The sequence below is a fragment of the Aliiroseovarius sp. PrR006 genome (genome assembly GCF_010500215.1).
Classification (GTDB): domain Bacteria; phylum Pseudomonadota; class Alphaproteobacteria; order Rhodobacterales; family Rhodobacteraceae; genus Aliiroseovarius.
Window position 1 is genome coordinate 172,717 of sequence record NZ_JAAGOY010000007.1, and the last position, 12,940, is coordinate 185,656.

Below are 12,940 nucleotides of genomic sequence, written 5' to 3' on the forward strand. Positions count from 1 at the left end.
GTTCGCTCGAGGCCAAGTTTCACTTCCCCGGCCCCTTAACGTCCTGTCTGAGGGCCAAAATTCTCTGCAAAAAAGCGGTACCAGTTACGTCCCATGATGCCGGCAATCTCGCCGTCATCCATTCCCACGGCTTTCAGGCCGTTTTCGATGTTGCCAAAGTGGCGGTTGTCTTCGAACCAGCTGGGCATCGGCGGGAAACCGGGCGCGGATTTGGATCCCTCGCCATAGTCGATTTCCTTGGTCCAACGACCCACGCGCATCCATTCAACGATGCTGTCGGGTTGGTCCTGACAAAGATCCGTGCCAATCCCCAGATGCTCTGCGCCGTATTTGTCCGCCGTGCGGGCAATCATCTCGCAGAAGCTTTCCAGCGTGCAGTCACCCTTGTCTTTCAGGTGGTGCGGATACACCGAAAAGCCGAGCATCCCACCATTTTCGGTCACCGCACGGATCACCGCATCGCGCTTGTTGCGCAGGGCGGGCGACCAGTCATACGGATTTGCGTGAGTGATGGCGATGGGACGCTCGGACAGCTCGGCGGCCTCGATGGTTGAACGATCAGCCGAATGGCTCATGTCCACGACGAGACCAACGCGGTTCATCTCTTTGATGACCTGTTTGCCCATGCGGGTGATGCCCATATCTTCGGCCTCGTAACAGCCGGTCGCAAGAAGCGACTGGTTGTTATAGGTCAGCTGCATGAAGCGTGCACCAAGGGTGTGGACAATCTCGACCAGACCGATGTCATCTTCGATAGGCGACGGGTTCTGGAAGCCGAAGAACACGGCCGTGCGCCCGGTTTCGCGGGCCACGTCGATATCCGAGGCCCACAGGCCCTTCATGATCAGATCCGGATATTGCTCAAACCAACGGTTCCACTTTTCAAAGTTCAGAACCGTTTCGCGGAAGTTCTCGTGGTACGAGATGGTGACGTGGATTGCATCCACGCCCCCTTCACGAAGTTGGCGGAAGATCTTCTCGGACCAGTTGGCGTATTGAAGACCGTCGATACGCATCAGACCGGGCCTGCGCTGATGTAGGCGGTCTTGACGGTGGTGTAGAACTCGGCGGCTGCCTTGCCCTGTTCACGCGGACCGTACGAGCTGTCGCCACGGCCACCGAACGGCACGTGATAGTCGGTACCAGCGGTCGGCAAGTTCACGGTGACAACACCGGTCTGGGCGTTGCGGCGGAAATGCGTGGCGCGGGCCAGCGATTTCGTCACGATGCCCGAGGTCAGGCCGAAGTTGGTGTCGTTGACGGTGGCCAGTGCCTCGTCATAGCTGCCAACCTTGATGACCGAGGTCAGCGGCGCGAACATTTCTTCGCGGTTGATGCGCATGTCGTTGGTGGTGTTCAGGAACACGCCAGGCGACATGTAGAAACCTTGATGCGGCATCTCAAGACGCGCACCACCACAGGCCAGTTCAGCACCTTCGGTTTTGCCCAGATCAACATAGGCCAGGTTTTCCGAAAGCTGCTGTTCGCTGACGACGGGACCCATCTGGGTGCCCTCTTCCAGCGCGTGGCCCACTTTCATGGCCTGTGCACCGGCGACCAGTTTCTCAACAAAGGCGTCGTGCACGGCTTCGTGGACCACGAGCCGGGAGGAAGCGGTACATTTCTGACCGGTGCCACCGAAGGCGCCACCAAGGGCCAGCGTCACGGCCAGATCCAGATCGGCATCGTCCATCACGGCCAGAGCGTTTTTCGAGCCCATCTCCATCTGAACTTTGGTCAGGTTCTGAATGGCCGCCGAAGCGATGCCCTTGCCCACCGGAACCGAACCGGTGAAGGAAATGGCATTCACTTTCGGGCTTTCCACCAGACGCTGGCCGATCTCGCGACCTGCGCCCATGACCAAGCTGAACAGACCTTTCGGAATGTCCTGACGGTTGATGATTTCAGCCAGCGCAACAGCCGAGGCGGGCGTTACGTTGGCAGGTTTCCACACCACGGCGTTGCCGTAGCACAGTGCCGGTGCGATCTTCCACGATGCGGTTGCGGTCGGGAAGTTCCAAGGCGAGATGATGGCGACAGTGCCAACGGCTTCACGACGCACGTCGATCTCGACGCCCGGGCGCACGCTGTCTGCGTTCTCGCCCAGCTGACGCAGGCATTCAGCTGCGTAGTAGGTGAAGAATTGACCGGCGCGGTAAACTTCGCCTTTGCCTTCGGCGAAGGGCTTGCCTTCTTCACGAGCCAGAAGCGTGCCCAGCTCTTCGCAGCGGGCGATCAGTTCGTTGCCGATGGCGTTCAGAACCGCCTGCTTGCGCTCCATGCCATAGGCTTCCCATTCGCGCTGTGCCACTTTGGCTTGGTCCAGCGTCGCTTCCAGCTGGTCGCTGCTGGCCTGCGCAAAGACGCCAACCAGATCGGTCAGGTCCGACGGGTTACGGTTTTCAATTTCGCTTACGCCTGCCAGCCATTCGCCAGCAATCAGGTTCTTTTGGATATCGGTCATGGAAGTGTCGCCTCACACAAAGTCAGTTTCCTTGGGTATGGACTTTTTAACCCACTTCAATCAAACTCAAATTGCTGAAGGTTATTTCAGTCAAATTGAAGTGTGAGCACTATGGCGCTGAAAATTGAAATGCTACGCGGCTTTGCTACGGTCGCCCGCAGAGGTAATCTGAGCGATGCAGCCCAGACGCTGGGGCGGACGCCTTCGGCCGTGTCGATGATGCTGAAACAGTTGGAAACCCATCTGGGGGAACCGCTGTTTGAAACCGACCGCAAAAGCAAACTGACCGCGCTGGGCACATTCGTTCTGGAGCAGGCCGAGCGCGAGCTGCAGCAGTTCGACAATACGGTGAAAGCAATCGAGGGCTTTGCCAAAGCCACCCACGGCCATGTGCGCATTGCCACCGTTCCGTCTGTGGCAGGCACCATCATCCCGCAGGTTTTTTCGCGGCATATCAATGACTACGGCAATGTAGACATCGAACTGCGTGACATGGATTCAAGCTCGATCCTGCACGAGCTGTCGCGCGACCGGATCGACATTGGCATCGCAACAATGGGCCAGCAAAGCGTGGGGCTGAACAGCCAGCACCTTTTGTCCGACACGTTTGGCGTCATCTGCGCGCCATCCCATGCCTTGGCGCAGGACACCGGTCCGCTCACCTGGGATGCATTGACCAACGAGCGACTCATCGCGAACTCGCTCTCGGCTGGGATCAGAGCCGAGGCGTCGATCCAGCTGCATGAAAAGGCGCTGCTGTCGGCCCACAACCTGACCTCGATCATGGCGATGGTGCAGGCCAGTATTGGAATCACAATTCTACCCGAGATGGCGGTCAGGGCCTCAAATTCAGCTGGATTGATCTTCCGCCCGCTCGCCGAACCGCACGCAAAACGCGAAATTCACCTGCTGCGCCGGGCTGATTCGACCCAATCCCCGGCAGCACGCCTGCTGGAGCGCCACATTCGTGAAATCGCTGCCGAGATCTCGCAAGATACATTGTTGGGGATGCCCTCATGACTGATGCAAGCACCACCAAACCGCCCCTGACGCTGGGGATCTTGGTTTTCCCCGGCTTTCCGATGGCCTGCCTGACCTCGTGTATCGAACCGCTGCGTGCGGCCAATGAAATCTCGGGGCAACAAGCGTTTCGCTGGAAGGTGATCGCCGAAGACGATGGGCCGGTCGACTCGTCAGCGGGGGTTAGTTTCGCCCCGGATTGCACATTGGCCGAAGCCGGAGAGCTGGATCTTTTGTTGTTCACCGCTGGCCCGAATGCCCGCTTCGCCACGCCGTCGCGCGCCAACGCGGCCCTGCAGCGCTACCAGCGCAGTAAAACCCGGCTGGGGGCGATCAGCGGCGGGGTGTTCGCGCTGGCCCATACCGGCCTAACGCGCGACAACCCGTTGTCGGTGCACTGGTGTTACGAGGCCGCCTTTCAGGCCGAGTTCCCCGACATCCCGGCGCAAAGCACGGTGATTTGCGAAGACGGCGACTATACCACCATTTCTGGCGCGTCGGCGGCCTTCGACCACATGCTGTCCCTGATCGAAACCCGTCTGGGCGGCGATATCATGGCCGAAGTCGCCTGTTGGTTCCAACACCCCTATATCCGCAGCGCCGCCGCCGCGCAGAAAACGCCGGCCCACGACACGGCGAAAAGCCAGGACCTGCTGCCCAAGCAGGTCGAACGCGCGATCGAGCATTTTGCCGAACATATCGAAAGCCCGATCCAGATCAGCAGAGTGGCCGAAGCGGTGGGCGTTTCGACCCGCTCGCTTGAGCGCAGCTTCAAAGAAGCAACGGGACAAAGCCCGCTGAAGTATTATCGGAAGATGCGGATGAATCAGGCGCGCCAACTGGTGCTGTATTCCAACACGCCGGTGACCGAGGTCGCGTTCATGGTGGGCTATGCCACACCCGGCGCATTTCTGCGGCACTATCGCGAAAGCTTCGGGCTGACGCCGATCGCAGATCGGCGGGCTAAGAATTCAATGCGGGTCAAGGGCAGCGACGCGCTGCCTTCGTAGTTTTGTCAGGCTTAGGCGACCGACCGGGCCGCCGCCACCAGTGCGTGATGCAGGGACGCCGCCGACGACCGTGGGCCGACTACCGCCATGCGGTCATCCCCGAGACGCCACAGAAATGCGCCCAGATGCTCGACCGTGCCGCGGATGACGTCACCACTAGACATGGTGCGAACCGGCACGTTGGACAGACGCTCAAACTGGTCGCACAGCGCCGTGCCCGAGACGTCAAACCGGCACCAGCCATCTGTCTGTTCCACGACTGATGCCGTGTCCCCAAGCATCTGTTTCAGCTCAGCGGCCAGCAATTCGTGCTGGTTGTGATCGGCAGAGAACATCCACTGATCCGGACCGGTCCAGAAGGCGGTGAAATCGCCTTGCGTTGCGGTTTTTCCGATGCCCGGCAAGGCCAGTGGCAGGGCCTTCTGCACCGCATCCAACTGCCCTTCACGCGCGGAGACAGATGCCAGTGCCTGATCCACAACCTCGGTGATGGTCAGCGTTCCGATCTGGTCGACGCGCGCGGTGTCCGCGCCCAGCGGGGTGATGGGTTTCAACTTATGCACGGAGCTTCTCTCCTTCCGGATCGACGAAATGCGGACTGACGATTTCGACCAGAATTTCTTTATCTTCCAGTGGGTTAACCAACCGCAGTTGCTCGCCCATCCGTTCAAAACCCGACTTCACAAAGCCAAGCCCGATCGAACTTTCAAGGATCGGAGAATAGGCGGCCGAGGTGACATAACCCTGATCATGCGCGGCATTGACCGGGCCCGTAGTGGCCATCAGATGCCCGCCTGCTGGCACGGATTTCGACGCGTCCACCGGGCGCAAACCAACAAGGTTCAGCGCGCCCTCAGCGTTCATCCCATCGCGCCGCGACAGCACATTGCCGATGCACTCTTTTTTGGTCGAAACCATCCGGCCCAGCCCAAGGTTCAGCGCGGTGGTGGTACCGTTCAGCTCGTTCCCTGCCGCGTGGCCTTTTTCAATCCGCATGACACCCAGCGCTTCTGTGCCGTAGGGGGTCACGTCGAATTCCGCGCCTGCCGCCATCATTTCGCGCATCAACGCGTCACCATAGCGGGTAGGCACAGCGATCTCATAAGCCAACTCGCCCGAGAACGAGATCCGGAAGAGCCGCGCGCGGCAGCCGCCACAGACAGTGATTTCACCACACGCCATGAAGGGGAATGCCTCGTTCGTGATATCGAATTCCGGGTCCACAATCTTTCGCAGCAGCTTGCGCGCGTTGGGGCCAGCGACAGCGTATTGCGCCCATGCCTCGGTAGTGGAAATCAACTGCACGTCCAGATCCGGCCATAGGCATTGGCGGGCGAATTCCATGTTGCGATAGACCACAACCGCATTGGCGGTGGTGGTGGTGACAACGAAATGATCCTCGGCCAGACGTGCGGCGGTGCCGTCGTCGTAGGCCACACCATCTTCGCGCAGCATCAAACCGTAACGCACCTTGCCCACGGGCAATTTGGCAAAGCCATTGGCATAGATCTTGTTCAGAAATTCAGCAGCATCCGCGCCCTGAACGTCGATCTTGCCCAGCGTGGTCACGTCGCAAATGCCGACAGAGTTGCGGGTGGCCAGAACCTCGCGGTCGACAGATTGACGCCAGTGGGTTTCACCCGCCTTGGGGAACCACTGCGCGCGCAGCCAGTTGCCAACTTCAACAAACACCGCGCCTTGTTCCTCAGCCCATGTGTGGCTTGGGGTCAGGCGGGTCGGGTGGAACTCTTTCCCCACCGCGCGGCCTGCCAGTGCGCCCATCGAAACGGGCGTATAGGGCGGGCGGAAAATGGTGGTGCCGGTGTCGGGGATCGACTTGCCTGTCAGCTCGGCCATCACTGCCAGCGCGCCAACATTCGAGGTTTTGCCCTGATCGGTCGCCATGCCCAGCGTGGTATAGCGTTTCAGGTGCTCGACCGAGGTGAAGTTCTCCTGATGCGCCAGTTTCACGTCCTTGACGGTCACATCGTTCTGGAAATCCAGCCACGCGCGTTTTGCGCCCGCGACATGCCAGAATGGGGTGAGCGAGACGGGGGCGTCCTCGGCATTAGGGAGGTCACCCACCTTGGCTTCTATGCCCAAATCAGAGAGCGCTTCAACCGCTTTCGCCGCGCCACCAGTCAGCGCAGCGTGGGTCGACATCTCGCCCATCGCAGCCCCGGCAACGCTTTGGCCCGAGGGCAAGCCCTGCCCAGGTACAAAGGCGTGGATATCTTCATTCCAAACCGGACGCCCGCGCTGATGGCAGGTCAGGCCAAGGTTGGGGTTCCAGCCGCCGGACATCGCCAGCGCGCCACAAGGGATCACGCGGGTCTGGCCGTTTGCCAGACGTACTGTGACAGAGGTCAGGCCCAAACGGCCCTTGGTGTCGACGATCTGTGCGCCTGCCAGCACCTCTGTGCCGTCAATTGCGGGCGCATCGGGGCGGATATCCACCACGGCGGGCACCTCGACCCCTTTGGCGATCAGGTCGCGGGCGGTCTTGTGGGCGTCATCGTTGTTGGCGAAGACGACAACCGACTGCGCGGGCGTGGCGGCAAAGCGGTTGGCATAGGCGCGGGTGGCACCGGCCAGCATCACGCCGGGACGGTCATTGTTTTCAAACCCGATAGGGCGTTCGATTGCCCCGGTCGCGACCAAGGCGCGTTTGGAATAGATCCGCCAAAGCGTCTGGCGCGGCTTGTCCGATTCCGGGGCGATCAGGTGATCAGCGTTACGCTCGACCGCTCCATAGACGCCGTGGTCATAGGCACCAAACACGGTGGTGCGCGGCATCACGCGGACGTTGGGCAGCGACGCCAATTCGGCCTGTGCCTGTTCTACCCATTCTGCGCCGGACTGATCAGACAGCGACCCGGTATCGGCCAGCAGACGTCCACCCAGACGGAAATCTTCGTCCGCTAGGATCACTTGTGCGCCTACACGACCCGCAGTCAGTGCAGCGGCGAGACCAGCAGGTCCAGCGCCAATCACCAGCAGGTCACAATGCAGGAAGCCTTTGTCATAGGCGTCGGGGTCGCCTTCGCCGGTCAGGCTGCCAAGACCGGCGGCTTTACGGATAATCGGCTCGTAAAGCTTTTCCCAGAAGGCCCGCGGCCACATGAAGGTTTTGTAGTAAAACCCAGCGCTCAGGAAATTCGAGAAGCGATCATTGATCGCCATGAAATCGCGTTCCAGAGACGGCCAGCGGTTTTGCGAGTTGGCAACAAATCCGTCATAGATCTCGGCCACGGTGGCGCGGGTGTTGGGCTCCTGACGACCACCGGATCGCAGTTCGACCAGCGCGTTGGGTTCCTCAGAGCCTGCAGTCAGCACGCCACGCGGACGGTGGTATTTGAACGAACGCCCCATCAGGCGCACGCCATTGGCCAACAGGGCTGAGGCGAGCGTATCGCCCGCATGACCCTGATAGTTTTTGCCATCAAAGCTGAAATTGAGCGTGGCTGATCGGTCGATCAGCCCGCCAGAAAGGCGGTTTGCCTGTGTCATTGCATTACCTCGGCAGCGCGGTTGGCGCGTGCGACATCGCGAGCCAACTCAACCTTGGTGATCTCATGCGTGGTGGTGTCGCGGGTCACGACCAGCCAAGAGCGGTCGCCTTGCTCGTGGAACCACAGCTCGCGGTGCAAACCGGCGGGGTTTTCGCGCAGATGCAGATAGTCGTGAAACTCGCGCAGAGCGTTTTCCGACAGCCAATAGGGACGGTTGATCAGGCCCGCGTCGCCCAGATAGGTGAACTCTTGCGCGTCGCGCGGTCCAAGAAGCGGATGGTTGATGATCATCGGTTCTGTTCCTCAGTGCAGGTTCGGTTGGGCACCCTGGCCCTTTTCGTCGATCATGTGCCCGGTCATGAACCGGTCCAGCCGATAGGCTTTGGCGGTCTCATGCGGACGGTCGGTTTTCAGAAGATGGGCAAAGCAGAAGCCCGCGGCAGGCGTGGCTTTGAAACCGCCATAGCACCAGCCGCCGTTGAAATAGAGACCCTCGATATGGGTCTTGTCGATGAAGGGCGAGCCATCCATCGACATATCCATGATGCCGCCCCAGCTGCGCAGAAGCCGCGCGCGTCCAAGGCCCGGGATCAGTGACATGCCACTTTCGATCACGTCTTCGACCACCGGCAGGTTGCCGCGTTGGGCGTAGGAATTGTAGCCGTCGATATCGCCGCCAAAGACCAGTCCGCCCTTGTCGGACTGGCTGCAATAGAAGTGACCCGCGCCATAGGTGATCACGCCCGGAATGAAGGGTTTCAGCCCCTCGGACACGAAGGCTTGCAGCACGTGGCTTTCGATCGGCAGACGCATTCCCGCCATCGCCATCACCCGGCTAGAGCTGCCCGCGACCGAGACGCCAACCTTCTTGGCGCCAATAAACCCGCGTGAGGTCTCGACGCCCAGCACGCGCCCGTCTTCGATTTTGAAACCCGTGACTTCGCAGTTCTGGATGATATCCACGCCGCGCTGATCCGCACCGCGCGCGTACCCCCACGCCACCGCATCGTGGCGCACCGTCCCACCGCGGCGATGCAACAACCCGCCCTTGATCGGGAAGCGGGCATTGTCGAAATTCAGGAACGGATACATGGCGCGCACGCCGTCAGTGTCCAAAAGCTCGGCATCTGATCCGTTTAGGATCATCGCATTCCCGCGCCGCCTTGCCGCATCCCGCTGCGCATCCGTGTGCACAAGGTTCAGAATACCACGCTGGCTGACCATCGCGTTATAGTTCAGGTCCTGCTCGAGGTTCTCCCACAACTTCAGCGAAAACTCGTAGAACGGTTCATTCCCGTCCAGCAAATAGTTCGAGCGGATGATGGTCGTGTTCCGGCCCACATTGCCGCCACCGATCCAGCCCTTCTCTAGCACCGCGATCCGCGCGCCTTGAAACTCTTTCGCCAGATAATAGGCCGTGGCCAACCCGTGCCCACCGCCGCCAATGATCACATAGTCATAGGCGTCCTTCGGGTCGGGATCGCGCCATTGCGGCCCCCACCCTTTGTGTCCGGTCAGGCTTTCCTTGATCAGTCTCAAAGCAGAATAGCGCATGTGGGCTCCTGTTCGTATGCTCTAATAAACTGGCATTTTGGCGTCGAACGCTTCTTCGGTTTCGGACAAGATTTGCGTCAGAATCGACATCTGGCGCACCGATGCCCCCAATGACCAAGGCGGTTTTGATACCCTCATGCGTGACATTCTGAATGGCTGCATAGTGGATCAATGATCCTCTGAACGGTCCCGCCCCCCCGGAACAAAGGGGACTAGCCTTGCTTGGCGACAGCAGCGAATGAAACCCACCTATAAGCGACATTTCAAGTACGACACTTGCGAAATGCTGCATTTTTCCCTCTATGGTTGCTAACTGCCTAAAAATATTCGCTTTCCGCCTGCATTTGGACACGAAGATGTTGGCGGATTGGTCCCCATCAGCAATGGTTAATATCAGTTAACCAAAATCAACAGTTTGAAATGATCGCTTTAGACAGCATCGGATTATTGGGGGCAAAAATATGGAGAAGCAAAAGATCGCCGTAATTGGTGGCGGTGTCGGGGCCATGACGGCCATTTATGCCATTACGCAAACGCCGGATTGGGACAAGAAATACGACATTACCGTCTATCAGCTTGGATGGCGCACGGGTGGAAAGGGCGCCAGCGGGCGCAACGCTGAATTTGGGCAGCGGATCGAGGAACACGGGCTGCATGTCTGGGCCGGGTTCTATCAGAACGCCTTTCGCAACATGCGCCGCTGTTATGAACAGATGGTCGAGTTGGGATTGCGCAAGAAAAGCGACCCTCTCGGCACGATGGACAAGGCATTCAAGCCGCTGTCGCACCTATTTCTGGCTGAGAACGTTCCCACAGACGACCCGAATGAAAACCCATGGCGTCCTTGGGTGATCGACCTACCCAAGAACGACGAGGTGCCGGGGGACGAGACCGAGGTCCCCTCGCCTTTCGAGATGATGATGCGGATTTTGCAGATCATGATCGAGTTCCTACGCCGGGGCGAACTTGAAGGCGGCGCGGACGGACCGCTGGGGATCGAAGTGCCAGATGGCCTGTTGGACGGACACGAAAGCATCCTTTCACATCTGAAGGCGCTGCCTGGGGCCGGACTTCCTGTCGGACCGCACAACTCGGACCTGTTGCTTGAGATCATCGAAGATGTACAGGCCGAGGTGCACAGCCAACAGACGCCAGAAAACATGGCCCGCGACAGCGTGCGCCGGGGGTTGAACCTACTGGATATCGGGCTGGGCTATATGCACGGGGTGGTCAGTTCGGACACGTTCACCAATGGTTATGACGTATTGGACCAGTGGGAGTTCTCGGACTGGCTGCGTATGAACGGGGTCAGCGATCAGGCGCTGAAATGGGTGTCGATCCGGGGCTGCTATGACTTCGTGTTCGGCTTCCCCATGGGCAACACCGAGCGTCAGGGCGACACCGGCGCGGGCACGGCCTTGCGGGCGATGACGCGGCTGATCTTCACCTATTCCGGGGCGATCTTCCACAAGATGCAGGCCGGGATGGGCGACACGATATTTGGTCCCTACTATATGGTTCTGAAAGAGCTGGGCGTGAAGTTCGAGTTCTTCAACGCCGCCCGCAATCTGCATCTGGACGAGAACCGCACCCATATCGAGCGGATCAGCATGGTGCGGCAGGCCAAGGTGAAATCTGGCAGCTATGAGCCGTTGGTCGACGTGGACGGCCTGCCCTGCTGGCCGTCGGAACCCCTATGGGATCAGCTTGTCGATGGTCAGCATCTGAAAGAGAGCGGCATCAATTTCGAAAGCGAGCGCACGCCGCCGAAGGGCGAGCCATTCACCCTGAAGCGAGGCGAGGATTTCGACCTTGTGATCCTTGGCGCCTCGATCGGGTCACTGCCCTACATGTCGCAAGAGCTATCCATCGCGTCCGAGCGCTGGCGCAACATGCTGGACCGGGTCAAGACCGTCTCGACCCACGCGATGCAGCTGTGGCTGGACAAAACGCCCAAGCAGCTGGGGTGGGAGAAGCGCGTGAAAGCGCATAACTCGCAAAAGTCCCTGCCCCCGTCCCCGATGCGGACGGTCATCACAGGCTTTGCCGAACCGCTGGACACCTGGGCGGACATGTCCCACCTGATCCCGCACGAGGATTGGGGCACCGACAAACCCAAATCCATCGCCTATTTCTGCTCGCCCGCGCCCGACGGTGAAGACATCACCGAATTCCGCGAGAGCTTCGGACGGTGGATGGACAAGGATCTGGTCAAGTTTTGGCCAGAAGCTGAGAAAGACGGCAAGTTTGACCGCAGTCTGCTTCATGAAAGTGAAGAAGCCGGGATTTACTCCCGTGTGAACATGTTCGGGTCAGAACGCTATGTGCTGTCTGTCACGAACAGCGTTTATCACCGACTGGCTCCTTCTCAGAGCGGCTTTGCCAATCTCTATCTGGCAGGCGACTGGACGCGCTGCGGGTTGAATGCAGGCTGCGTTGAAGGCGCAACCATGTCAGGGATCGCCTGCGCGTCAGCGGTCACGGGCGAAAAACTTCTAAACGTCGGAGCCAAGGATATCGCCCGCGAAGAAACCGTGTCGGAAAAGGCGATGTTCCAGACGAACTCGATCTCGGGCACGAAATGGCCGCTAACCCCGTTCTTTGCCCGGGGCGAGATGACGGGCGTATTTGTCTTCTATGAAGTGCCGCGCGCCGAGGTGCAGGCCATGCTGCCCCCGGGGATCGAACTGGGGCCAAGCCCCCTGACCCGGCCGGGCTTCCACCCCGTCGGCATGTCCTTCTGCAGCTATCACAATGTGCGCGGCTCATTCATTCCGGATTTCTTGGCGATGTCGCCCTATGGCGAGGCGACCTTCGCAATCCCCTACACCCGCACCGCCGAAGCACGGCAGGCGCCGCTTCTGTATCCGCGCAGGCTTTATGTGAATAGCAAGTCCGCGATCATGGCCGGCAAGGTGTTCTATGCGATGCCCAAGGTCTGGTCCGATATCAGGCTTGAGAACACGCGCTTTACGGCCACAGGCCCGCGTGGGATGAAGATGCAGGCCACTTTCCAACAGCACATGGACCCGGCCCCCCTGCCCGGCCACCCGGCACAGGGGGCAATCGCAAACTTGCTAAATATGACCTTTGTCACGCGCAATGCATCGGGACGGCTATTCTACAACGCGTTCGACCTGCAACTGGATCGCGCCTATGTCGCCCCGGTGTCCGCTCAAATTGAAGTTAAAGACCCGGATCCTAACGGTTTTCCAACAACTTCGTTTGACGCGGCCCCGCTTCAGTTGCAAACTGGTGAACGCCTTCCCGGTGCATTCCGGGTCTGGTGCTCATGGGCGATGACCAACCCGCTGGACAGCAAACGGGTGCGCCACGCGGCCATGGCAAGGGAGTGGGTACGTCAAAGATCGATGAGGTAA

General features: G+C 59.7%; 9 protein-coding genes. 3 read left to right on the plus strand and 6 right to left on the minus strand.

Annotated elements, in window-relative coordinates; genetic code table 11:
- Positions 1-35: 35 nt before the first annotated feature.
- Together G0Q00_RS09400 and G0Q00_RS09405 are read right to left on the minus strand one after the other, a co-directional pair.
- Positions 36-1,016 (minus strand): membrane dipeptidase, encoded by a 981-nt coding sequence (locus G0Q00_RS09400; protein WP_163038696.1) that lies wholly within the window; start codon positions 1,014-1,016, stop codon positions 36-38.
- Complete coding sequence (locus G0Q00_RS09405; RefSeq protein ID WP_163038698.1) at positions 1,016-2,464, minus strand: aldehyde dehydrogenase family protein; 1,449 nt, start codon at positions 2,462-2,464, stop codon at positions 1,016-1,018. Before G0Q00_RS09405 ends, G0Q00_RS09400 begins: the two co-directional genes overlap by 1 nt.
- 111 nt (positions 2,465-2,575) lie before the next feature.
- Here G0Q00_RS09405 and G0Q00_RS09410 point away from each other — a divergent pair, with 111 nt between their 5' ends.
- Both G0Q00_RS09410 and G0Q00_RS09415 read left to right on the plus strand, forming a co-directional pair.
- A complete protein-coding gene (locus tag G0Q00_RS09410) occupies positions 2,576-3,484 on the plus strand; it encodes a LysR family transcriptional regulator (RefSeq protein ID WP_163038700.1) in 909 nt (302 codons plus the stop codon).
- Positions 3,481-4,494 (plus strand): GlxA family transcriptional regulator, encoded by a 1,014-nt coding sequence (locus G0Q00_RS09415; protein ID WP_163038702.1) that lies wholly within the window; start codon positions 3,481-3,483, stop codon positions 4,492-4,494. Before G0Q00_RS09410 ends, G0Q00_RS09415 begins: the two co-directional genes overlap by 4 nt.
- Before the next feature lie 11 nt (positions 4,495-4,505).
- On the opposite strand, the gene G0Q00_RS09420 is transcribed toward G0Q00_RS09415, so the two are convergent.
- Genes G0Q00_RS09420 through G0Q00_RS09435 form a run of 4 tightly spaced genes read right to left on the minus strand, consistent with a single transcriptional unit; the run spans position 4,506 to position 9,560 of the window.
- Entirely contained in the window at positions 4,506-5,057 is a 552-nt protein-coding gene (locus G0Q00_RS09420; protein ID WP_163038704.1) for a sarcosine oxidase subunit gamma, read from the minus strand.
- Positions 5,050-8,004 (minus strand): sarcosine oxidase subunit alpha family protein, encoded by a 2,955-nt coding sequence (locus tag G0Q00_RS09425; RefSeq protein WP_163038706.1) that lies wholly within the window; start codon positions 8,002-8,004, stop codon positions 5,050-5,052. Before G0Q00_RS09425 ends, G0Q00_RS09420 begins: the two co-directional genes overlap by 8 nt.
- Positions 8,001-8,297 (minus strand): sarcosine oxidase subunit delta, encoded by a 297-nt coding sequence (locus G0Q00_RS09430; RefSeq protein WP_108857908.1) that lies wholly within the window; start codon positions 8,295-8,297, stop codon positions 8,001-8,003. The genes G0Q00_RS09425 and G0Q00_RS09430 overlap by 4 nt, the downstream gene beginning before the upstream one ends.
- Before the next feature lie 12 nt (positions 8,298-8,309).
- Positions 8,310-9,560 (minus strand): sarcosine oxidase subunit beta family protein, encoded by a 1,251-nt coding sequence (locus tag G0Q00_RS09435; protein ID WP_163038708.1) that lies wholly within the window; start codon positions 9,558-9,560, stop codon positions 8,310-8,312.
- 461 nt (positions 9,561-10,021) lie between these two features.
- Here G0Q00_RS09435 and G0Q00_RS09440 point away from each other — a divergent pair, with 461 nt between their 5' ends.
- Positions 10,022-12,940 carry an acetoacetate decarboxylase family protein gene (locus G0Q00_RS09440; RefSeq protein WP_163038710.1) on the plus strand — a complete coding sequence of 973 codons (2,919 nt, stop codon included), beginning with the start codon at positions 10,022-10,024 and terminating at the stop codon, positions 12,938-12,940.